Here is a 21505-nt window from a genome sequence, read left to right as displayed (position 1 = left end):
GCCCGACGTGGTGCGAGGCAGTGGTGTCGTGGCCGGTCCCGCAGCGGCGGGCGTGTCGCTGGAGGACGCCGCCGTACGGGAGTTGGCGGCGATGAGCGGGCACGCGGTGCCGTTGGCACGGGACTGGGTGGCCGAGCGTCCACGGCTGGGTGTGGCCCGGGCGCTGCTGGTACTGGCGACGGCCGGGGGCCTGAGCGATGAGGCGCTGCGGGAGGAGCTGGTGGTCGCGTACCGGGACGCCCAGGCGGCGGACGCCCGGTCGGCGAGCCTGGTGTACGGGGTCTTCCTCTACACCCACCGGCAGTTCCGGCTGACGGCCGACCACCTGGTGACGCATTTCGCGCGGTGGCCCGGGGACGAGGTGGCCTCCCTCATGCTGGACGCCTTCCACGCCTGCGGGGACGCCGGCTACCGCGCGCACGGCGACGCGCTGGCCGAGCAGCAGTACGCCCTGGCCGGCGCGGACAGTTGGCCGTGGGCAGGCAGGCTCGCGTGGACCCGGGCCGAGCAGGGGCGCGTCGAGGAGGCGCTCGAACTGGCCGGGCACACCCTGGCCCACTACCCGCGTTCCGGGCTCGCCGCGCACGCCCGCGCGCACGCCGAGCACGAACTGGGAGCGGGCCCCGCCTCCACCGCCTTCCTCGACCGGTGGCTGGCCGTCGACCCGCAGGCGATGCAGTTCAAACACCTCACCTGGCACGCCGCCCTGCAGTCGCTGGCCTGCGGGGACTTCGCGGACGCGCGCCGCCGGGCCGACGAGGTCCTGGGCCGCGCGGACGTGGGGATGCGGTCGGCGACGAACTGGCGCCTGCTGCTGGCCGGGCAGCGACCCGCCGGCCGCTGCGACCTCGACCACGTCCGGAGCCTGCTGGCCGGACCGGGCGGCATGGCCGAGGTCTTCCACACCTTCAACCTGGCCCTCGCCCTGGCCGTCGAGGCGGCCACCGAGGACCTGGAGGCCCTGGCCCGACGGTCGGCCGCCGACGAGCGCCCCGACTACCGCGAGGTCCTCACCCCGGTCGTCCGGGCCCTCGCCCACGTCACCGCCGGCCGCGCCCGGGCGGCCGTCGACCTCCTGACCCGCCTCGGCGCGCGGGTGGAACGGATCGGCGGCGTACGGGTGGAACGCGAGATCGTCCAGGACACCCTGGCCCGCGCCCTGATCGACACCGGCGAACACGCCCGCGCCGTCACCCTGCTGCACGAGCGCGTCACCACCCGCCGCCACCACACCTACGAGGACCTCCTCCTCGCCCCCGCAGCCTCTCCGGGAGATCCGCCATGGCCGTGCCCCAGCTGATCGTCGTCTCGCCGCGCGGCAGCGGCACCCCCCTGCTGGCCCACCTCACCACCGCGCTCGGCTACACCCCCTACGGCACGATGAGCGGCACCCAGCCCGACAACGGCGAGCGGCCCGGCCCCGGCGAGGTCTCCCGCCTGCTCCGCGCCGCCTACGGCCAGGACGAGGCCGCACGCCTGCTGCGCGGGCAGCGCGACCACCGGGAAGACCTGGAAGCCGCCTTCCAGCAGGCCGTGAACGCCCTGTGGCGGGTGTGGTGGACCCGGCTGGGCCAGCCCGTCACCGCCGCCTCACCCGTCGACCCCGCCCTCGAAGAGCGCCTCACCCGCGTCCCCGACACCGACCTGCCCCGACTCCTGCCGGGCCACGGCTGCTGGTACGTCAACAGCCTGGACCTGAAACGCGCCGACGCCGGCCTCCTGCGCACCTGGCACGCCACCGCGCGGCCGCCGATCGTCTACCACCACCGCGACGTACGCGACCGCGTCGTCCAGCAGATCCACCTGCTCTCCCGACCCGCCGGGCGCGTCGGCTCCCTGCCCGACCACCTCGTCTACCGCGACATCGTCAGCGCCCTGCCCACCATGGACGCCAGGATCACCCTCGCCCTCACCGACCCCGGCTTCCCCGGCATCCGCGAAGCCCGCCACTGCCAGTGGCTGCTGCGCCACCCCGCCGTCTGCGTCCTCACCCACGAGGAACTCGCCGGCCCCGCCCAGGGCGGCACCACCGAGGCCCGCGACCGCGCTCTGCGCCGGCTCCTGACCGCCACCGGCCACCCCGACCCGGCGGCGGCCCTCGCCGCCCTGCCCGAGGCCCCCGTCGCCGGGAGCGGCGAACTCGCCGTGGGCGGCTGGCGCGAGCACTTCAGCGCGGAGCACGAACGCCTCCTCCACCGACACCACGGCGACCTCCTGGCTCCCGCCCCGGACTGCGGCGCGCCCGCCGTCGGTCCACGGCACCCGGGCGTCCCGCTCCCCTCCGGCCGGTGATCCGCCGCCGAGCGGGCTCAGCGGCGGATCACCGGCCGGGCGGAAGTGTCGCCGGTCAGACCTTCGCGTCGCGGGCCTGGTGAAAGCGTTCCAGAACGAGCTCGACCAACTCCGGCGCGTCGACCAGCGGTTGGGAGACGCCGACCACTCCGGCCGCGGTCGAGGCCTCGACGGTCACGCGGAACAGCAGGCCGGCGGCGAAACAGTAGGACGCGACCGCGATCCGCCGGGCCCCGGCCCGGCGCAGCTCCGCCACCGCCTCGCCGGGGGTCGGCTCGGTGGCCGACGCGAAAGCGGCCCGGCACGGCAGGCCGAGCTCCGTGCCCAGCGCGGACGCCATCGCGGCCACCGACGAGGACGCGGCGGCGTCGACGCTGCCCGCCGCCGCCAGCACCACCGCGTCGAACTCGACGTCCAGTTCGGTGAGCCGGCGCCGCAGCGCCGCGACCAGCCGTCCGTCGGGCACGCCGGTGGGACCGCCCAGCACCGGCGCCACGATCGGTGCCTTGCCCGGCGGGTCGAGCAGTGCCTTGGGCAGGTCGACCCGGGCGTGGAAGGCGGCGGTCAGCAGCAACGGCACCACGACCACCTCCTCGTGCCCGGCTTCGGCGAGCGCGCCCAGCGCTTCACGGGCCGTGGGGCCGGCGTGCCGGAGGAAGGCCACCTCGACCCGGCTCCCGTGGGAGGCCTCGACCGCGCGGGCGAGCGCCCGGGTGGACTCCTGCGCCTCGGGAGCGAGGCTGCCGTGCGCCAGCAGGAGCAGTGCGCTCGGGGCCTGCTCGGCGAGCGGCTGGGGCGTCTTGATCACGTCGGTCACTGTCGTACCACCCTCGTCATGCGGTGCGAGTACTGCGAATACAAGGAAGTGACCGTCAGATTACCGTCCGTGACCAGCCTTGCCGGTGGCGCCGCGCAGGCGGCCACGAGCAGGTCCCGCCGGCCCTCGACCTCTCCCCGCGCCCCGCATCCGGGTGGACCCGCGCCGGGCCCCGCCCGAGACCGGCGGGAGCCCGGCGGATGCCCCCGTAGCCTGCGACCACTTGCCCGGCCCGACACCTCGAAGGCGGCCCACCATGGAAGCGTCCACACTCCTGCCGGCTGTCGCCGTCTTCTCGCTGGTGACCGTGGAGTTCGGCGGACACGCGCTGCTTCAGCTGACCACCGTCCAGAACGGCACGCTCACCCCGCTGCGCGAACGGTCCTTCCGCGCCGGCCACGCCCACGCCGGCGTGCTGCTGATCCTGTCCCTCGTCTACTTCCTCTACCTGCCCCGCGCGGGGTTCTCCTCCGGAACGGAGTGGCTCTTCGGCATCCTCCTGCTGGCCGGAGTGCTCGCCCAGTCCGGCGGCTTCTTCCTGCACCTCGCCCTCGGCACCGAAGGCCACTCCTCCCCCGGCACCCACCTCACCCGGGGCGGGGCCCTCCTCCTCGCCGCGGCGCTCATCGCCCTGGGCGTCGGCCTCGTCCAGCACCTCTGACAGGTGATCGTTTTCCCTCCTCAGTCGCGCGGCGCGAAGGCACCGCGCAGGACCCGCTCGACCAGCTCTTCGTAGCCGATGCCCACAGCGGCGGCCGTCAGCGGGAGGGTGGCGGTACGGCGCAGCGCCGGCAGGGTGTTGAGTTCGAGCCAGTGGAAGCCCCCGTCCGGGGCGATGACGAAGTCGCTTCGCGAGTGGCTCGAGCAGCCGAGTGCGGTGTGTGCTCGCCGGGCGGCCTCCCTGATCCCCCGTGCTGTCCCGTCCGGAAGGTCGGCCGGACACCTGAAGGAGTGCAGGTCCGGGCTGTTCTTCGCCGCGTGGTCGTAGAACTCGCCGGCGGTGAGGACCTCCGCGGCGGGGAGGGGCACCGGGTCGCCGTCCGACTCCAGGATTCCGACCGTCACGGTCCTGCCCTCGACGAACGGTTCGACGAACAGTCGGTGGCCGGCGGCGCGAAGGCCCGTGAGCGCCTGCGTCAGCCCGCTCCGGTCGCGGGCCACGGCGATGCCGATGGAGCTGCCCTCGGCGCGCGCCTTGACGATGACCGGGGCGGCCAGCCGGGCGAGGACGTCTTCGGCGGCCGCGTCGGCGGCCTGGGTGTCCGGCACGAGGACTCCGGCCAGCACGGGCACGCCCGCCGCGCCGGCCACGATCTTGGCGATGGGCTTGTGCATGGCGAGGGCGCTGGCCCGGACACCCGAGCCCGTGTAGGGGATGCCGCTCGTCTCCAGGAAGCCCTGCAGCCTGCCGTCCTCCGCGTGCCGGCCCGCCAGCGCCAGGAAGGCCACGTCCACCGCGCGCACCTGGTCCGCGAACGCGGGATCAATGGTGTCGATCACCCGGATCCGGTATCCGAGGGTGGTCAGTGCCTGCGCGACGTCGGCGCCCGTCGCGAGGGAGCGGTCGCGTTCGCGGCTCGGTCCTCCCGTGAGGACGCCGACGACGGTGTCGGCGGGCCGGTGGTCGTGTCTCTCGGGCTTCGTGGGGTTCGTGGGGTTCATGGGGTTCGTGGGCTGGGGCACCTTTCTCCTTCGGGCCCCCTTCGCGCAACCGGCGGGGTCAGAGCTCGGCCGGGCCGGGCCGCAGCGTCATGTAGCCGTCCACGGGGTGGAACCCGAGGGCGCGGTAGAGCGGGGCGCCGGCCTCGGTGGCGCGCAGTTCGATCGAGCCGCAGTCGCGGAGCCGGAGCGCCCGGACCAGGGCGGTGGTGACGGCGCGGGCGTGGCCCCGGCGCCGGTGGGCCGGGTCGGTGACCACGGTGTGGATCCGGGCCCACCGGCCGGTGGGGTGGCTGGGGCCCCGGTAGCAGCGGTGGACGACGCCGATGGCGCAGGCCGCCAGCGCGCCGCCGTCGGCGGGGGCGACGAAGGCGAGCAGGTCCGGGTCGGTGCCGAGCCGCGCGCGCATCTCGTCGCGGAAGGCGGCCCGCCAGTCGTCGGCGGGCCGGGCGCCGTCGAGCACCGCGACGCGCAGGCGCAGCAGCTCGTCGGCGTCCTCGGGACCGGCGGGCCGTACGGGGGGAGCGGTCATCCGGGGCCGCCTCTCGGATGGTGTCAGCCGTTCACGTTGACCGCGGACCAGCTGTCGGCGACGGCGGTGACGGTGGCGCTGTCGGGGCCGAAGAGGTCGGCGGCGGCCTGGAGGGTGGCGGCGCGGGCGCCGGAGTAGTCGGTGGTGGAGGTCATGTAGGTGGTCAGCGCGCGGTACCAGATCCGTTCGGCGTCCGCCCGGCCGATGCCGGTGACGACCCGGCCGTCGACGGTGGGGCTGTCGTAGTCGTAGCCGTTGACGGTCTTGGGGCCGCTGCCCTCGGCCAGCAGGTAGAAGAAGTGGTTGGCGGGGCCCGAGGAGTAGTGGACGTCGAGGCCGGCGATGCCGTCGTACCAGTAGTCCGGGGAGTGGCCGTCCTTGGAGGGCTGGTCCAGGTAGCGCAGCGGGGTGCCCTTGCCGTCGAGGTCGAGGTGCTTGCCCATCAGGTAGGCGGGGACGTCGGTGGGGTTGTCGGCGTGGAAGGAGACCGCGGTGCCGAAGATGTCGCTGGTGGACTCGTTGAGGCCGCCGGACTCCCCGGTGTACTCCAGGCCGGCGGTGGCGGAGGTGAGTCCGTGGATCATCTCGTGGGCGGCCACGTCGAGTTCCGTCAGGGGTTTGGCGTTGCCGGGCCCGTCACCGTAGGTCATGCAGAAGCACTTGTCGCTCCAGAAGGCGTTCGCGTAGTTGGAACCGGCGTGGACCCGGCTGTAGGCGCCGACGCCGTCGCCGCGGATGCCGGTGCGGCCGTGGACGTCCTGGAGGTAGTCCCAGGTCTGGGCGGCGCCGTAGTGGGCGTCGACGCCCGCGGTCTCGTCGTTGCTCTGGTCGCCGCTGCCCCACCGGTCGGTCTGGTTGGTGAACAGGTCTCCTCGGCCCTTGGCCTCGTGGTGCATGTCGTAGGTGCGGTGGCCGCCGCGCGCGGTGTCGTTCATCTCGTAGCCGAGCAAGGTGTGGGTGGTGCCCAGGGGCACCGTGCCGTTGTACTGGCCCTGGCCGATGCCGGTGCGCACGGCCTCGTAGGCGTACAGCTGCCCGCCCGTGGTCGCGTCGGTCACGACGTGCCGTTCGCTCGGAGTGCCGTCGTCCTGCGTCGCCTCCAGCACCGACTCCCAGGCCAGTGCCGGGGTTCCGGCGGCGGACCAGACGACCAGGCGTGGGAGCGCCGCGGTGTGGAGCGACTGCGCCACCTGGGTAGCCGGGACCACGGGCGTGGTGCTAGGCACGCCGATCGACGCCCGGTGGGCGCGGGTGTCCGACAGGGCGCCCTGCGCGGTGCGGTGGACGACCAGGTCGCCGCCGAGGACCGGCAGCGCGGCGAAGGTGCGGTTGTAGCGGAAGTGGACGGTGCCGTCCGCGTCCTGGGCGGCGTCGACGGGCTGCAGGGCCTCGCGCGGGTCCAGGTGCAGCGCCTTCGCCAGCTCGACGGCGATCCGGGCGGCTTCCTTCAGCAGTTCGGCGTGCTCCTGCGGGGACAGCAGCGCTCCGGCGCCCCCGGCCCGTACGGCGCCGGGGGGTGTGTGGGCGGACGCGTCCGCCGGCTGTACGCCCGTCAGGGCCACGGCGGCCAGGACCGCGAAGGCGGCGGCCGACCGGGTGGACCGGTGGCGTGCGCGGTGGGGGTTCGTCGACCGCAACGGGGGCTCCTCGGTGGTGTTCTCGGTCTTGGCGGGCCGGCGGTGCCGACCGGGCGCGAACGACCGGTCGGCACCCGAGCGGGTCAACCAGCGTTGGCGAGGGGGGCGTTGGTGGCGACCTGGGGGTCGTCCTCGGGGTCGACGTCCTCGCTCGGCTCGACCGTGGGCTCTACGTCGCTGCCCGGCTCGAACGCCATGAAGTGGGTGGATCCGCCGTAGCTGAAGTAGCCGAGCTCGTCGCCCTTCCGCACCTCCTGGTCCTCGCGGACCACGGGCGTGACCGAGGAGATCTCGCCGATGCCGACGGCGGCCAGACAGATCATGCCGATGCGGGGAGCGGTGCTCTCGATGAAGACCAGGGCACGCGTACTGGACGCGGCCGCGCCGCCGAACGACACCCCCTGAGGCGCGGGGCCCGACCCGTCCAGCTCGGCCGTGCCGAACACCAGGCCGGGGACGACCTCCACGTGCCGGACCACGCCGTCGACCGGCGCGTGCCAGCGGTGGTAGCCGGTGGCGGGGAGCACCAACTGCAGGACGTCGCCGCCGACGAAGCGGTCCGTGTAGGTGCTGTTGTTGAGCGTCTCCGCCAGGGAGAAGGTCTGGCCCTTGAGGGTGAACCCGGCGTTCTTCCCCACCTTCCGCTCGTGGCGCACCAGGGTGCCGTCGCTCGGCGCGAGGACCGCCGCCGGGTCGGTGGAGACCGGCCGGGCCCCGGGCTTGAGCTTGCGGTGGAAGAAGTCGTTGAACGACGCGAAGCCCCAGTGCTCGCCGCCGCGGTCGGGGATCTCGTAGTCGTCGAGCCGGTGGCGTTCGACGGAGTACGGGGACAGCCAGCCGTTGTCCGCCTCGGTCAGCACGGAGCGGCTCGCGGGGCTGTCCAGGAACACGCACCACTCGCGGAGGACCTGCTGGAGCGCGGAGTTGAACGCCGGGGTGCGCAGGAGGCTCTCGCCCGCCTTCGTCAGCGCCATGTTCGCGAACAGCGCGGACAGCGGGAAGAGGATCCGCTCCTCGGACTTGGCGCGGTACTCGGGCGCGGTCGTGATGATCTGGTCCACGCACTGGAGCAGGTGGCCGACGCCCTGGATCGGCTGGAGCGCGCGCGGGAGCTGCTCCAGCGTGCCGGCCACCAGCGACCGGGTGTTCCTGTCGGTCTCGATCAGCTTCTCCATGACCGCAACGGCGGGGCTGTGCGACCCCGTTCGCGCCTGGGCCCGGTCCGCGAGGTCCGCCAGCCAGGCGTCGACGGCCCGGCGGTCCTTCGGCAGGTAACCGGCGACCCGCCCGAACGAGGCACGGTAGCGGGCGTCGGTCACTGCGCCCGTGAGATCTCCGAGCATGCTTTCCTCCGTCATGGCGTTCGATCGGTGACGATCCGGCAGGATTCCTGGCCAGTCTCGGCCGGGCCCGCCGGGGCGGGGCCAGGAATCACGGCCCGTCCGGAAAGAGAACCCGAAAGGACGAAGGAGATCGGTAATCAGCTCAGCTGATATGCGAGTTGAGCCGTTCAAGGATGTCGCGCCGCGGGCCACGGCCCGGCGGTGACCAGGTCCTCCATCCGCGCCAGGTCCACCTCGGCGGCGCCGGAGACCAGCCGGTAGCCGCCCCGGTCGTGCCCGATCACCGAGGCCGGGCTGTCCCCGATGCGCAGGATCTTGCGCAGCCGGTGGATGTGCACGCGGCCGTTCTCACCCGCCGTCAGGAGCGAGGGTCCCGGTGACGGTGAACGGCTCCCCGACGAACCGGCCGAGTCGTTCGGCCCAGGCCAGCGCCACGTCATCGGGCACCTCCGCTCCGGCCAGGCGGGCGGCGGCCAGGGTGGCCGGGAGCGCGCCCTGGTCCAGCAGGACGGCCCACTGGCCGGCGGTGAGGGCCAGGTAGCGCAGGTCGGGGCACTCGGCGAGCGCGGTGAGGTTCCGGACCTCCGCCCGGGAGAGGTCCAGGCCGCGGAGGTTCGGGACGGTGCGCAGTGGGGCGATGTCGACGGGCCCGGATGTGGCGAGGTCGAGGGCGGTCAGGTGCCGGTGGCCCGCGAGCGGCGCGAGGTCGCCGCCGTGCAGGGTGACGCCCAGGAACTCGACGGGCAGCTCCCGAAGCGGGGACAGGTCGTCGACAGGGCGGCGGTGGAGTTCGAGGCGCCGCAGGTGGGGAGCGGCGGTGAGCGGGGTGAGGTCCATGAGCCCACTGGGGGCGTTGCAGTGGATCAGGACGGTCTGAACGCCGGGTGGGACGTCCTGAGGAATTCCGTCCGCCACCAGCTCGGGGCTGGAGCCGAATTCACGTGGGCCTTCCACGAACTCGATGTAGTCGACCTCGTCCTCCTCCACTTCGTAGGCGTCCCGCTCCAGCAGGTCCAGGTAGCGGGCGAGGAGTGAGGTGACGGAGTCGCAGACGTAGAGCGGCCCATCGTAGTAGTCGCGGCCGATCTGGATCACCTGGCCGGGACGTCCGGCCCGGGCCGGGGACATGTCGACCGCCAGGTAGTTGCCGTCGTCGGCGGTCGCGAACGGCAGCCAGCCCGGGTGCTCGTGGCAGCGCCGGACGGTGTCGAGCGGCTCGGCGTCGAGCACGACCGAGTCCCAGGAGGTCTCCCAGCCGGACCACACCGGCTCCCACAGGTTCGCATTCGCGGCGACCAGGCGTGCCAGGGGCATCCAGGCGAGGTTGCCGAAGAGGCCGATCGCCTCGTCTCCGCTGCCGTCGGCGATCAGGTAGAGCGCTCGCAGGTCGGCGGGCAGCGGCCGGCCGAGCCGGCGCTCGGCGTCGTCGAGTGCCGTGGTGGTCACCGGCGGTGGCAGCTTCTCGGCGTGTCCCAGGATGTCGGCACGCCACTCCAGGTAGGCCCGCAGCCGGGTGACCGCGAGGTCCGGATCGCCCGCCGGGGCGGCGCCGCTCTCCTCCTGGGCGAAACCCGGCTGGGACAGCCGACAGTCGTGGTCCAGGACGGCCAGGAACCCGGGACGGGCATCGTGCAGGCGGGAGACGACCTGCCGGGACGCCGTCAGGGCGAACTCGCCGGACGGCCGGCACCGTATCTCCAGATTCGTGCGCTCCCAACCGCGGGCCGCGCCCACCGCCGCCGTCACGTCGTCCAGGCCCTGGAAGATCGCGGCCCCGTGGACCGGCCGCGGCTTCTCACCGGCGATCGTGTACCGACCGGAGACGCCCAGGCCGAACAGGCCTTGACGGCTGGCCAGCACCGCCTCCGTCCAACCCTCGGGTGCGTTCGCCGCGATGCTCTCGGCCACCCGCGCGACGCCCTGCTCCACCTGCTCGGCCATGCTCTGCTCCGGTTCTGTCGACACTGCCGGCGATCATCGCAGGGGGCTGTGACAGCCCCGTGGGCCGAGGTGCCGGGCGCACGGGCTGGGTGAGACCAGTCGGCCTGGTGCTCTTCCGGCCGAGTACCGGTTCGGGCCGGGCCCGTCCGCCCGGCCCGGACCGGAACCGCGGGAGAACCGACGGTCCGTCGAACAGGTCGGGCGGGCGCTGGTAGAAAGGAAGTTCGCGCGGCAGCGGTCGACACAGGGGCGGAGCCGGGGAGTGGTGGAATTCGAGGACGGCCACGGGCCCACGAACATCCGGAACGTCGTCACCGACAGTACGGTCCACTACCTGGTGCAGATCGGTGTGCTCAACGGGGAGCTGCACCTCACCGTGCCGCCCCGGGCCGTGGCGGCGGAGACACCGCTCGGCCTCGCCGAGGAGCGGCTCGCCCGCAGCCTGCTGTACCAGTGGCGGGCCGAGGCCGACGCCTGGGACATGGCCGACCCCGAACCGTTGGCCGTCCGCTGGGTGCACAGCCGCACCGCGCTCGCGCCGGGGGCCGAACTCGGCGGGCGCGGCGACCGGGTCGGCACGATGGCCGAGGCCCTGCTGGGACTCGACCACCGCCGCCTGCTGATCCTCGGCGGGGCCGGCGCGGGCAAGACGACCCTCGCCGTGCTGCTCACCCTGGAGCTGCTCGCCCGTCGGCTCACCCGGGGCGAGGACGTCCCGGTGCCCGTCATGCTCTCGCTGGAGTCCTGGGACGCCGAGCGGGTCAACTTCCACGACTGGCTGGCCGGCCGGATCACGGAGGAGCACCCCGGTCTGCCCCGGGTGGACGGGCTCCATCCCGCCCGCCGACTGGTGAGCGAGCGCCGCCTGCTGCCCGTCCTGGACAGCCTCGACGAGCTGCCCGAGCACCGGAGGACCGCCGTGCTCGGCGCCCTCGGGCGCCAACTGGGCCAGGAGGGCGGGGTGGTGCTGATCTGCCGGACCGAGCCCTACCGCGAACTGGTGGCCACCCAGCGGGACGTGCTCCGGGTGGACTCGGCGATCGAGGCGCTGCCGCTGGCCCCCGGCGACGTCGCCTCCTACCTGCACCGGGCCCGGCAGCCCTCGCGCGCCGCGCAGTGGGCGCCGCTGCTCACCGAACTCCGCTCGGCGCCCGACAGCCCGGTGAGCCGGGCACTGTCGACGCCGCTGATGGTCTGGCTGCTGCGGCGCGGGTACGAGCGGGCCCCGGCGGACCCGGGCGAGCTGCTGGACCGCCAGCGCTTCGCGACCGCCTGGCAGGTGGAGCAGCACCTGCTCGACCGGATCGTGCCCGCCTCGTTCCCGCCGCTGCCGCCGGCGCCCGACCGCCTGCACCCGCCCCGGCGGTGGGAACCGGACCGAGCCCGGGCCTGGCTGTCCTTCCTCGCCCGGCTGATGAACCGCCAGGACACCGCCGAGCTGGCCTGGTGGCGGCTGTTCGGCGCGCCACTGCCGCGGGCGCTGGCGGCGCCCGCGCTGATCGTGGTGGGGATCGCCCTGTCGGTGCTGATCGACCTGGGGCTCGGGGCCGTCGGGGGCTCCGGCCACCCCTTCGGCTTCGGCACCGCCGTGGGTCTCGGCGTCGCCCTCGCGGGCTTGGTCCGCACGGCCGGGCAGGGCTGGTTCGGGGACGAGACCTCGACGCCCCGACGGCGGGTCAACCCGCTGCGCTTCGCCGGGGCTCTGCGCTCGGCCGGCCGCAACGGGCGACTCGGCCGGGCCTGGCGGCTCACGGTGGTGATCGGCGGGCCGCCGGTGATCCTCGCCCTGGTCGTGCTCCAGCTCCTGGCACCGGCGGAGGAGGGTCTCGCACTGGTGGCGGCGGTGCTGCTGTCCGCCTATCTGATGGTCGCGTTGGCGGCCCCCTCGGACACCGTGGACGCCGCGACCCCCGACTCGCTGCTGCGCTCGGAGCGGACCTCGGTCCTGGTGACGCTGCTCGTCCTCGCGCCGCTGCTCGCCGCCGGGATCGGGCTGATGGACTGGTCGCGGGCCCATCTCTACCGGTACCACCAGGTGGACTGGTCCTACCCGCTGGCGACCTGGTGCGGGGCCGGCGCGACGTTCCTGCTGCTCAGCCCGTGGAGCCGGTGGCTGCTGGCCCGGTGCTCGCTGGCCCTCGTGGGCCGACTGCCCTGGCCACTGATGACCTTCCTGCGGGACGCCCACCGGGCTGGCCTGCTCCAGCGCACCGCCGGGACGTACCGCTTCCGCAACCTGCGGCTCCAGCAGCACCTGGCCGCCAAGGCCGGGCCCCGCTCGGGAGGCCAGGGAGGCTCGGGGACTGCGGGGGTCCCGGCGCCCCGGGCGACGCCAGACGGAGCGACGACGGACGGAGCGACCACGGTCGCGGCCGGTCCCCTCGCCGACTTGGCCCTGCCCCCGGCCTCCACCTGGCGCGGCCTCACCGTACGGCGCGACCCGGACTCGTACCTGCTCACCGGCCGCGTCCGCGCCGTCATGCTCGCGCACTGGGGCCCGCTCGGCGCCCTGCTGGGCCTGCACCTGGTCCGGATCACGGTGAGCGGCACCTGGGACCGACTCGACTCCTGGAAGCCGATCGTCGGCGTGCCCGTCCTCGGCCTGCTGGTGATGCTGATCAGCCTCCTGCGCCGGCGGCACATCGAACTGCACATCACCGACACCTTCATCGCCGCCCGGACGGGCAGGCACCGCTGCCGCTACGAGTGGCGCGACGTGGACGAGGTCGCCGTCCGCCGGGTGCACCTCCGCGGCCGTGACACCCCCGTCCACGGCATCCACGTCCGGCCGCGGACGGGAGCGCCCCTGCCCCCGGCCCGCTGGCGGGGGCGGGACGGGTGGTACCTGGTGCAGCCGATGAACGTCGTCCGGACCCTGCCTCCCGACCTCACCGAGGCGCTCGCCGAGCTCTCCGGCGGGCGCTGGCGGCCGTAACGCGGACCAAGGGCCGGAGAAGGCTCTGCCCGGCTACGGATGGCAGGGGCTCTGGCCGAGCACGTAGCAGCGCAGGTCGACGTCCTCGGGCAGGACGGGCACGGCACCGGGAAGGGCGACGGCGCCGACCGTGACGATGAACGTCCTGGTCACGGCGTCGCTTCCCTTCTTGTTCTGTGGGGCCTGGAAGAGCAGGTAGCGGGCCGCCAGGTAGTCAGCGACGGTGAGGTGGGGGCGGGCGAGGAGGTCGAGGGCGGCGGAGTGCAGGACGGCGCTGTCCCGCGGCGTGGGAGTGGCCGAGTAGACCGGCCTGCCGCCGGTCTCGATCCGGGAGGCGTCCAGGCCCCGGGCCGCGTAGCGGGCGACGAGTTCGGCGTCGGCGCGGTGCGCGGCCTCACCCCGCAGGAGGCGGTTGCCGGCGACCCTCCGCCCGTCCGGCAGGAGCACCCAGTTCTGGAGGGTGTCGCCCTCGACGCCCTCGGCGGCGAAGCGCCGCTCGGCGAGACGGCCGTAGCGAAGCATCGCTTCCGAGGCCGGGGTCGCCAGGCCCCCGGTGTAGGCGCGCGTGGCCTGGTCCCACTCCGCGCCCTCGCGCAGACGGCCGACCTCGCCGAGCCGGTCGAAGTTGGTGTCGCCCTCCCGGATCGGGGTACGGAAGCGCTCCGGGTTGAAGAAGGCACCGGCAGGGCCGGGAGGAGGACCCATCGCGACGGCGAGACGGTAGCGCCAGTCGACCAGCCGCTCGTGGACGGCGGCCAGCGCGGCCGCCCGGGCCGGCCGACCCGGGGCGTTGTCCCACAACTGGGCCAGCAGGTCCGCCGCTTCGGTGGCGGCGGCCGCCTGCTCGGAGGCGAAGGCGCGGGCCTTGGCCTGCCGGGCCGGGTCGGCGAAGCGCAGCGCGAGCGGGCTGGTGGGGAAGTCGCCGGGGGTGATCGGTGCGGTGGGCATGGCTCTTCTCTCCTGATACGCCGCTTTCGCCCGGTACCGAAAACTTCCGACTCGGTTCTGACCATGGCCAGTTCATCGTGCCATCGCGCCGTGCCCGGCACCGGGGAAACAGCAGAGATCTCCCTCTCGGTCGCGGTCTGCCCGATCAGACCCGGCGTCCGCCGGCCGGGGCCCTCCACGTGCCCTGGCGGATCCATCGTCGGTTGGCGGAACACGCCACGGCCGGGACCACGAGCATGGACAGCATCCACAAGATCACGCTGCCGTGCGAGTAGACGTAGTACTGCCACCGATCCGGTAGCAGCATCGGCAGGAGAAGGAGAGCGACCAGAGTCACCCATGTCGTGAGCACGGTGATCACCGCGCGCGACGCCACGTCCGCGCCATTTCCCGGTGCCATGCGTCCTCCCGGTTTTGAGTCGTCACGTCGAACAGGGCTGGGACCTTCACAGGTCGTCGACGGTTCGGAATAGCTCCGCCGTCAAGTTTGAACGTGTTCAATATAGTGGTGCGGCACTGGGCACCACCAGCGGGATGGGGCTCAGCCGCACCTCCGAGCTCCCTGGCCCGAGGGTGCCGCCGCCCTGGCGTGCGGTAGGGCCGGTCCGGGGCGCCCCGGTGTGGTCCGGGCCTGGGGTGTTCTGCAGCCATCAGCCCCGCCTGCGCGGAGATCCCCTCCCTCCAGGGCCGAGCCCGGAGCAACACCGGCCCCGGCGTGGAGAATTGCCCCCATGCGTATTCTGATCGTCACCACCGGCTCCCGCGGGGACGTCGCGCCGTTCACGGGCCTGGGCCGGCGTCTGGTGGACGCCGGGCACCGGGTGGCCGTGGTCGCCCATCCGACCTTCGCGGCGCTGCTCGAGTCCTGCGGCCTGGAGCACCGGCCGCTGCCGGGGGATCCGGAGGAGCTCATCCGGGCCAGGGCCCGCGCGACCTCCCCGGAGGAGATCCGCGCGCTGATGACCGCGTTCGTGGACGGGCTCGCCGACGGCGTGGCGGACGCCGTCGCGGGCGGGGCCGACCTGCTGCTCACCGCCTTCGCCCCGTCGCCGCTCAGCCTGACGGCGGGGGACGCGTACGGTGTGCCCGTCCTCGGCACGTACCTCACGCCCGCCTTCGCCACCACGGAGTTCCCGCTGCCCTGCCCCGCCGGCGGCGCGGACCTGGGACCGGAGGGCAACCTCGCCGCCGGCCAGGAGCGGCTCCGGGGCGCGGACCGCATGTTCTCGAGCGCCGTGGACCGGATGCGCGAGCGCCTCGGCCTTCCCGGCACGACGTCGCCGGAACCGCTCGGGCGCACCCGTCCGGTCGTCCACGGTTACAGTCCCGTGCTGCTGCCGCGCCCGGCGGACTGGCCGGCCCCGGTCGACGTGGCGGGCTTCTGGTGGCCCGCGCGGCCGCTCGGCTGGCAGCCTCCGGGCGACCTGGTCGACTTCCTCCAGGCCGGTCCGGCCCCGGTGTTCATCGGCTTCGGCAGCATGGCCCCCGGGGAGGGCGAGCGGCTCGGCGAGCTGGTGACGGCCGCGGTACGGCAGGCGGGGGTGCGCGCGGTGGTCCAGGCGGGCTGGGCCGGGCTGGAGGCGGCGGGTGACGGCGTGTTCTGCGTCGGCGACGTGCCCCACGACTGGCTGTTCCCCCGCACGGCCGCCGTCGTCCACCACGCCGGGGCGGGCACCACGGGCGCCGCGCTGCGCGCCGGGGTCCCCGCCGTACCGGTGCCCGTGATGGCCGACCAGCCGTTCTGGGCGGCACGGCTGCACCGGCTGGGAGTGGCCCCGCAGCCCGTGCCGTTCGCCGACCTCACCGCCGAGCGCCTCGCCGCCTCGATCACGGCCGCTCTGGCCGAGCCGGTCCGCCGCCGTGCGGCCGCCGTCGCCGGGCTCATGGCGGGCGAGGACGGCGCCGGTGCCGTCCTGGCCCACGTCGCCCGGATCGCCGAGGCCCCCGGACGCTGACCCCGGCCGCTGAGCCTGGACGGTCTGACACCCGGCCAGGGCACGCGCCCCGGACGGCCGGCGGCGGTCCACCCACTCTTGGATAGGCTGCCGGGATGATCCCCGACGCCCCCCGGCTGCTGCGCGCCGACGCCGCCCGCAACGCGGAAAAGATCATCCGGGCCGCCCGGGAGGTCTTCACCGAACAGGGCCCCGACGCCCATCTCGACGACGTGGCGCGCCGGGCCGGTGTCGGGGCCGCCACGCTGTTCCGCCGCTTCCCCGACAAGGCCGCGCTCCTGCGGGCCGTACTGGACCAGGGCTTCGGCGAGCGCGTCCGGCCCGTCATCCAGGCCGCCGCCGACGACCCCGACCCCGCGTCCGGGCTGGCCCGCGTACTGGCGGCGGCCCTGGAGTCGGTGGCCGGCGACTACAACGTCCTGGCCGCCGCCCGCGCCGCCGGCGTCCTGACCCCGGCGACCGGCGAGGAGTTCTTCGCCTCCCTGGACGCCCTCCTGGCGCGCGGTCAGAGCGCGGGCGTGATCCGCGCCGACCTCGTGCCCGACGACCTTCACCGCATCGTCGTCATGCTGGTCTCGGTGCTGTGGACGATGGACCCCCGCGAGGACGGCTGGCGCCGGTACCTGGCCCTGGTCCTCGACGGCCTCTCCCCCGCCGGGGCCCGCCCACTGCCGTGCCCCGCCCCCGCACTGCACTCCCGCACGCCCTGACGCCCTGACGCCCTGCCTGGTGTCGGCGGCCCCGCCGGGCCGCCGACACCACCGGCCGTCAGCGCGCCGGATCCAGCCGGAGCGCCGAGGCCGGGCACCTGGCGGCCGCCTCCCGGGCCTCTTCCGCCGCCCGTCCGACGGGCTCGGCGGCGAGCACGACGACCTGCCCGGCCTCGTCCTGGTCGAACACCGACGGCGCGGTCACCGCGCACTGCCCCGACGACACGCACCGCGAGGTGTCCGCCACCACCCGCGCGGCGGGCCGCTCGCACTGCCGCTCCCCGTTCACCACAGGACCGGGACCTCGCCGAGGCCGCCCGCCAGCCGTTCGGAGTGGTCGCGCAGGCTGTGCGCGTCCACCGCCAGCCGCAGGCCGGGGAAGCGCCGGAACAGCGCGGTCAGCGCGATCTGCATCTCGGTGCGGGCCAGCGCGTTGCCGATGCAGTAGTGGCCGCCGTGCCCGAAAGCGAGGTGCGCGTTGGGGGAACGCGACGGGTCGAAGGCGTCCGGCTCCTCGAACGCCCGCCCGTCCCGGTTCGCGGCGTTGATCGCCACCAGCACCGCCTCGCCCGTCGCGATCGCCGTCCCCGCGAGGGTGACGTCCTCGCGGGCGTAGCGGGTCAGGCCCAGGGCGCCGGGCGCGGCCATCCGCAGGACCTCCTCCACGGTGGCGCGGGCCGACCCCTCGGGGTCGGCGGCGAAGCGGTCCCGCCGGCCGGTGTCGCTCAGCAGGAACAGGACCCCCAGGTCGATCCGGGCCGAGGTCGTCTCGTGGCCCGCGAACAGCAGCCCCACCGCCAGACGGGCCATCTCCTCCTCGGTGAACGAGGGGTCCTGCGCCTGTACGGCCAGGATGTCGCTGATCACGTCCTGGCCCGGCCGCTTGCGCTTCTCCTCGGCGATGGCGGACACGTACGCCTCGAACTCGGCCATGGCGGCGGCCCCGTCGGCCCCGCCGTACAGCGCGGCGATCCGCTCGGACCAGCCGCGCAGCAGGCCACGGTCCTCGACCGGCACGCCCAGCAGCTCGCAGATCACCATCACCGGCAGCGGGAACGACAGGTGGTCGTGCAGGTTGACGGCGCGGCGCGGATCCCCCGAACGCTCCTCGTCCATCGCGTCCAGGCAGGACGCGGCGAGTTCCCCGATCCGCTCGCCCAGCCGGCGCATCCGCGGCGCGCTGAACGCGGGCGCCAGCATCCGGCGCATCCGCGTATGCTCCCGGTCCTCCTCCTCGGGCGAGGGGGCGGGGCGCGTGTGCAGCGCCGAGGACGAGATCCTCGGGGCGCCCTCGGTGTCGGGGCGCAGCCGGGAGAACCGGGTGTCGCTCAGGATCTCCCGGGCTTCCTCGTAGCGGGTCACCAGCCAGGCCGGGTCGCCGGCGGGTGTCGTCACCCTGGCGATCGGGCCTTCCTCGCGCAGGCGCGCGAGCAGCGGCGCCAGGTCCAGGGCGTTGGGGCGCTCGAAGGGTAACTGCGGTGCGGGGGCGGTCATGGTCTCTCCTCGCCGGCCGAAGGGCCACAAGAGCAGTGAACGCTTGACGGAGCCGTGCTCTCCTTGCCCGTCCGGACCAGGGCGGACGAGTGCCCTTCCGGCCGACAAGTGAGAGTCAACTCTCTCTTACTGGGAGCGTAACACCGTCAGCACGCACAGTCAGCCTCCAGAACGCTGCCGGGAGGAGGGCACCTGTCGAGGCCGGCGGCAGTCGAAATGCTGTCGCTCCGCCGGTCAGGGACGGCTACGGTGCGCCGTTGTGGATGACGAAAACCCGAAGGACCTGGTCCGGCGTGGATACGACCTGCTGTCCGCGCACTACGAACGCGCGTTCAACAGCGAGACGAAGTACGGATCGTGGATCGAGGAGTTGCTCGGGCGGCTCCCGGAGGCGGGCACGGTGCTGGACGTGGGGTGCGGGACCGGAGTCCCCGTGGCCCGCTCCCTCGCCGCAACAGGGCGCCGTGTCACGGGCGTCGACATCAGCGACGTCCAGATCCGGCGGGCACGGGAGCTGGTGCCGGAGGCCGAGTTCATCCGGGCGGACGCCACGACCCTGGCGTTCCCGCCGGAGGCCTTCGACGCCGTGGTCTGCCTGTACGCGCTGATCCACATTCCGGTCGGGGAGCAGCCGGCCCTGCTGGGGCGGATCGCCTCGTGGCTACGGCCGGGAGGCTGGCTCCTCGTCACCACCGGGCACCAGGCCTGGACCGGCACCGACGAGAACTGGCTCGGCGGCGGGGCCGCGATGTGGTGGAGTCACGCGGACGCGGCGACCAACCGGTCCTGGCTGCTGCACGCCGGCCTGGAGGTGGCGCACGAGGAGTTCGTCCCCGAGGGCGACAGCGGCCACGTCCTGTTCTGGGCGCGGCGGCCCGTGAGCTGACGGGCCGTGCGGGGCCGTGGCCGAGCGGAGCGGTCGCGGGACGTACGCCGCCCACAACCACGGCGGGCCCTCCGCTGATAGGTTCCAGCGATGAACGAGCAACTACCCGACGGCGGCGTCGAACTGTCCCCCGACGAGATCGAGGCCCTCCCCGCCAGGTGGTCGTCCTGCTGGACTCCGGGTGAGGTCGCGCAGCGGTTGGCCGGGATCGGCACGCCCTGGTACGTGGCCGCGGGGTGGGCGCTGGACCTGTTCCGCGGCAGGCGGACGCGCGCCCACGGGGACATCGAGATCGGGATTCCGGCCGCGGGCTTCCCCGAGGTCCGCGACCGCTTCCCCGGGTACGCCTTCGACGCGGCGGGCAGCGGCCGGATCTGGGCGGACGCCGCGCCGGAGGTACTGGCCGCCGTCCACCAGACCTGGCTCCGCGATCCGGCCACCGGCGACTACCTGCTCGACGTGTTCCGCGAACCGCACGACGGCGACACCTGGATCTGCCGACGCGACGAGACGATCCGGCTCCCCTACCGCGAGATCATCCACCACACCCGGGACGGCATCCCGTATCTGGCCCCCGAACTGGTCCTGCTGTTCAAGGCCAAGCACGTCCGGGACAAGGACCAGTCGGACTTCGACACGACCGTCCCGCACCTGACCCCGGCTCAGCGCGAGACCCTGACCGGCCTGCTCGCCCGCGTACACCCCGGGCACCCCTGGCTCGCGGACCTGTAGCCGCCCCCACTGGGCCCCGTGTCAACTGCCGCCGGTCACTGAGCGGCGGCGCGGCTCTGCCTGAGGTGGATCTCGACGGAGCGGCACAGGCTCAGCGCGTCGTGCGGGTCGTCGGCCCGGTAGCCGAACCGGCGGATGAGCAGCACCGAGTCGAGGGTGACGCCTGCGCGGGCCAGCACGAACAGCAGGGTGAGCAGGGCGGCGCGGGCGTTGCCGTCGTCGAACGGGTGGAAGAAGCAGACATCCAGGTAGACCCGGGCCGCCCTCGCGGCCAGCGGGATCCGGCCGTCGGCGGCCTGCGCCAGGCAGGCGTCGAGGCGGGCGCGGGTGTCGGGGCCGATCCCGTAGCGCTCTTCGCCGCCTTTGGCGAAGGCGGGGCGGGTGCGCAGCGGCGGCGGCTCGGGGGTGCCCAGCACGTGCTGCTGCCAGCCGCGCAGCAGCTCGAAGTCGAGCACGGCACCACGCGCCGCGTCGGCCCGCACCAGCTCCAGTGCGGTGAGCAGGCCGGCGGCGCGGGCGGGGTCCACGGCGGCATCGAAGAAGCGGAAGTCCTCCGCCGCTCCGTCGCGGGCGGGGGTCACCGGCCCGCTGTCCGTGCCGTCCTCGCCGTCGGCGCCGTCCGACCACGGCACGCTCTCGCGCACGGCGAGCCAGCGTTCCAGGTGGTCCGGGAGCTCGCCCGGGTCCGGCGACCAGTAGATGTCCTGCGGACGCAGTGGGCCGACGAGTCGCTCCGCGACCTCGTCGGCCAGGACGGTGTCGGGTGCGGTCCAGCTCTTGAACCGGCCGCCGACCGCCTGTCGAACCAGTCGCTCGGCCGGCTCGGGGGCGACGCCCCAGTAGCCGAGGAACCACTCCAGGACCTGCCGGCAGTGCCCGTACCAGCCGCTCTCGGCGCCCGTCCGGTCGGCCACCTGCAGGATCAGGTTGCGGGCGGCGCGCTCCCAGAGGATCCGGTCCGCGTCCAGGGTCTCCGGGTCCAGGGGGTAGGCCTCGAACCACTCCGCGAGCCGCTCCAGCCAGTCACGCCACTCGCACAGAGCCGCCACGACCCGGTCGAGGGTCTGCTCCGGGGTGGTGATCGAGTGCGATCCGCAGCACCAGTTCCCGACCGGCCCGCCGTCGACGTCCCCCTCGCCGAGCGACCAGCGCCACCCGGCCGCCCAGCGGCCGTAGCGCTCCATCAGCACGTGCGTCATGGCGTCGGACCAGGGTTTGGCCACCTCCCAGGCCCAGTTGACCCTGGTCAGATCGATGGCCGGGTCAAGCCGGGAGGGCACCCGCCGCGCCGGCCCGAGGGAGCGGATCACCCCCGCCACCGAGGCGGGGTCGAAGGGGTGGTCGGCGGGGTCGACGTCGTCCCAGGTCAGGTCTGTGGGGTGGAGCGTGTTGAGCACCGGGTCAGGGTGCCACGGGGCCCGGGGGCGCGAGCAACACCTTTTCCGGCAGTCCACAGGGCAGGGCACCACGCTCGTCGCCGCTGCTCGCCCTGACCGTCACCCGTCCGACGGCGGACCGCCGGGGGGGGGGGGCCCCGGCGCGGGGGGGGGGCCCCCCCCGGGGCGGGGGGGGGCGGGGGCGCGCGGGGGGGCGGGGGGGCGGGCGGGGGGGGGGGGGGGCGCGC

19 protein-coding genes are annotated in these 21505 nt (G+C 74.3%); 8 read left to right on the top strand and 11 right to left on the bottom strand.

Features of this window, described 5'->3' with window-relative positions:
* Positions 1–28: 28 nt before the first annotated feature.
* Both ACFY4B_RS23565 and ACFY4B_RS23560 read left to right on the top strand, forming a co-directional pair.
* Positions 29–1300 carry a hypothetical protein gene (locus ACFY4B_RS23565; RefSeq protein ID WP_387970676.1) on the top strand — a complete coding sequence of 424 codons (1272 nt, stop codon included), beginning with the start codon at positions 29–31 and terminating at the stop codon, positions 1298–1300.
* Positions 1282–2292, top strand: a complete 1011-nt coding sequence (locus ACFY4B_RS23560; protein ID WP_387970673.1) for a hypothetical protein — start codon at positions 1282–1284, stop codon at positions 2290–2292. Before ACFY4B_RS23565 ends, ACFY4B_RS23560 begins: the two co-directional genes overlap by 19 nt.
* 55 nt (positions 2293–2347) lie before the next feature.
* On the opposite strand, the gene ACFY4B_RS23555 is transcribed toward ACFY4B_RS23560, so the two are convergent.
* Positions 2348–3100 carry a sirohydrochlorin chelatase gene (locus ACFY4B_RS23555; protein WP_387970670.1) on the bottom strand — a complete coding sequence of 251 codons (753 nt, stop codon included), beginning with the start codon at positions 3098–3100 and terminating at the stop codon, positions 2348–2350.
* A gap of 265 nt (positions 3101–3365) precedes the next feature.
* Between ACFY4B_RS23555 and ACFY4B_RS23550 the strand changes: the two genes are divergently transcribed.
* Positions 3366–3770: a hypothetical protein gene (locus tag ACFY4B_RS23550; RefSeq protein WP_074003226.1), complete on the top strand. Its 405-nt coding sequence runs from the start codon at positions 3366–3368 to the stop codon at positions 3768–3770.
* A 20-nt stretch (positions 3771–3790) separates the two neighbouring features.
* On the opposite strand, the gene ACFY4B_RS23545 is transcribed toward ACFY4B_RS23550, so the two are convergent.
* The 6 genes from ACFY4B_RS23545 to ACFY4B_RS23520 form a co-directional block, all read right to left on the bottom strand.
* Positions 3791–4792, bottom strand: coding sequence for a D-alanine--D-alanine ligase (locus ACFY4B_RS23545; protein ID WP_387970667.1), 1002 nt, complete (start codon positions 4790–4792; stop codon positions 3791–3793).
* A 37-nt stretch (positions 4793–4829) separates the two neighbouring features.
* The gene (locus tag ACFY4B_RS23540; protein ID WP_387970664.1) at positions 4830–5300 is read right to left on the bottom strand and encodes a GNAT family N-acetyltransferase; all 471 of its coding nucleotides are present in this window, start codon (positions 5298–5300) and stop codon (positions 4830–4832) included.
* Between the two features lie 23 nt (positions 5301–5323).
* Positions 5324–6937 (bottom strand): M4 family metallopeptidase, encoded by a 1614-nt coding sequence (locus ACFY4B_RS23535; RefSeq protein ID WP_387970661.1) that lies wholly within the window; start codon positions 6935–6937, stop codon positions 5324–5326.
* Positions 6938–7020: 83 nt separating this feature from the next.
* Positions 7021–8280 carry a phophatidylserine decarboxylase associated domain-containing protein gene (locus ACFY4B_RS23530; protein WP_387970658.1) on the bottom strand — a complete coding sequence of 420 codons (1260 nt, stop codon included), beginning with the start codon at positions 8278–8280 and terminating at the stop codon, positions 7021–7023.
* A gap of 167 nt (positions 8281–8447) precedes the next feature.
* Positions 8448–8618, bottom strand: a complete 171-nt coding sequence (locus ACFY4B_RS23525) for a hypothetical protein (protein ID WP_387970655.1) — start codon at positions 8616–8618, stop codon at positions 8448–8450.
* A gap of 10 nt (positions 8619–8628) precedes the next feature.
* On the bottom strand, positions 8629–10245 hold the full coding sequence (locus ACFY4B_RS23520; protein ID WP_387970652.1) for an SMI1/KNR4 family protein: 1617 nt from the start codon (positions 10243–10245) through the stop codon (positions 8629–8631).
* Between the two features lie 238 nt (positions 10246–10483).
* On the opposite strand from ACFY4B_RS23520, the gene ACFY4B_RS23515 reads away from it, so the two are divergent.
* Positions 10484–13156 carry an NACHT domain-containing protein gene (locus tag ACFY4B_RS23515; RefSeq protein WP_387970649.1) on the top strand — a complete coding sequence of 891 codons (2673 nt, stop codon included), beginning with the start codon at positions 10484–10486 and terminating at the stop codon, positions 13154–13156.
* A gap of 33 nt (positions 13157–13189) precedes the next feature.
* Here ACFY4B_RS23515 and ACFY4B_RS23510 read toward each other — a convergent pair whose 3' ends face one another.
* A complete protein-coding gene (locus ACFY4B_RS23510) occupies positions 13190–14104 on the bottom strand; it encodes a hypothetical protein (protein ID WP_387970646.1) in 915 nt (304 codons plus the stop codon).
* 731 nt (positions 14105–14835) lie between these two features.
* Here ACFY4B_RS23510 and ACFY4B_RS23505 point away from each other — a divergent pair.
* Together ACFY4B_RS23505 and ACFY4B_RS23500 are read left to right on the top strand one after the other, a co-directional pair.
* The gene (locus ACFY4B_RS23505; protein WP_387970644.1) at positions 14836–16059 is read left to right on the top strand and encodes a glycosyltransferase; all 1224 of its coding nucleotides are present in this window, start codon (positions 14836–14838) and stop codon (positions 16057–16059) included.
* Positions 16060–16154: 95 nt separating this feature from the next.
* Positions 16155–16769, top strand: a complete 615-nt coding sequence (locus ACFY4B_RS23500) for a TetR/AcrR family transcriptional regulator (protein WP_387970642.1) — start codon at positions 16155–16157, stop codon at positions 16767–16769.
* Between the two features lie 58 nt (positions 16770–16827).
* Here ACFY4B_RS23500 and ACFY4B_RS23495 read toward each other — a convergent pair whose 3' ends face one another.
* Positions 16828–17061, bottom strand: a complete 234-nt coding sequence (locus ACFY4B_RS23495; protein ID WP_387970639.1) for a ferredoxin — start codon at positions 17059–17061, stop codon at positions 16828–16830.
* Positions 17055–18263 (bottom strand): cytochrome P450, encoded by a 1209-nt coding sequence (locus ACFY4B_RS23490; protein WP_387970636.1) that lies wholly within the window; start codon positions 18261–18263, stop codon positions 17055–17057. The genes ACFY4B_RS23495 and ACFY4B_RS23490 overlap by 7 nt, the downstream gene beginning before the upstream one ends.
* Before the next feature lie 259 nt (positions 18264–18522).
* Between ACFY4B_RS23490 and ACFY4B_RS23485 the strand changes: the two genes are divergently transcribed.
* On the top strand, positions 18523–19149 hold the full coding sequence (locus ACFY4B_RS23485; RefSeq protein ID WP_387970633.1) for a class I SAM-dependent methyltransferase: 627 nt from the start codon (positions 18523–18525) through the stop codon (positions 19147–19149).
* Positions 19150–19239: 90 nt separating this feature from the next.
* Positions 19240–19881 carry a nucleotidyltransferase domain-containing protein gene (locus ACFY4B_RS23480; RefSeq protein ID WP_387970630.1) on the top strand — a complete coding sequence of 214 codons (642 nt, stop codon included), beginning with the start codon at positions 19240–19242 and terminating at the stop codon, positions 19879–19881.
* Between the two features lie 35 nt (positions 19882–19916).
* Here the strand turns inward: ACFY4B_RS23480 and ACFY4B_RS23475 are convergent, their stop codons facing one another.
* Positions 19917–21278: a Fic family protein gene (locus tag ACFY4B_RS23475; protein WP_387970627.1), complete on the bottom strand. Its 1362-nt coding sequence runs from the start codon at positions 21276–21278 to the stop codon at positions 19917–19919.
* Positions 21279–21505: the final 227 nt, after the last annotated feature.

It is taken from the genome of Kitasatospora sp. NPDC001261 (assembly GCF_042896795.1).
Classification (GTDB): Bacteria; Actinomycetota; Actinomycetes; order Streptomycetales; family Streptomycetaceae; genus Kitasatospora.
This window is presented reverse-complemented; position numbering and strand designations above follow the sequence as displayed.

What these genes read in the sequence shown, in the direction of transcription:
- ACFY4B_RS23560 (WP_387970673.1), top strand. Translation starts at nt 1,282, where the DNA reads ATGGCCGTGCCCCAGCTGATCGTCGTCTCGCCGCGCGGCAGCGGCACC.
- ACFY4B_RS23550 (WP_074003226.1), top strand. Translation starts at nt 3,366, where the DNA reads ATGGAAGCGTCCACACTCCTGCCGGCTGTCGCCGTCTTCTCGCTGGTG.
- ACFY4B_RS23540 (WP_387970664.1), bottom strand. Translation starts at nt 5,300, where the DNA reads ATGACCGCTCCCCCCGTACGGCCCGCCGGTCCCGAGGACGCCGACGAG.
- ACFY4B_RS23530 (WP_387970658.1), bottom strand. Translation starts at nt 8,280, where the DNA reads ATGCTCGGAGATCTCACGGGCGCAGTGACCGACGCCCGCTACCGTGCC.
- ACFY4B_RS23510 (WP_387970646.1), bottom strand. Translation starts at nt 14,104, where the DNA reads ATGCCCACCGCACCGATCACCCCCGGCGACTTCCCCACCAGCCCGCTC.
- ACFY4B_RS23505 (WP_387970644.1), top strand. Translation starts at nt 14,836, where the DNA reads ATGCGTATTCTGATCGTCACCACCGGCTCCCGCGGGGACGTCGCGCCG.
- ACFY4B_RS23500 (WP_387970642.1), top strand. Translation starts at nt 16,155, where the DNA reads ATGATCCCCGACGCCCCCCGGCTGCTGCGCGCCGACGCCGCCCGCAAC.
- ACFY4B_RS23490 (WP_387970636.1), bottom strand. Translation starts at nt 18,263, where the DNA reads ATGACCGCCCCCGCACCGCAGTTACCCTTCGAGCGCCCCAACGCCCTG.
- ACFY4B_RS23480 (WP_387970630.1), top strand. Translation starts at nt 19,240, where the DNA reads ATGAACGAGCAACTACCCGACGGCGGCGTCGAACTGTCCCCCGACGAG.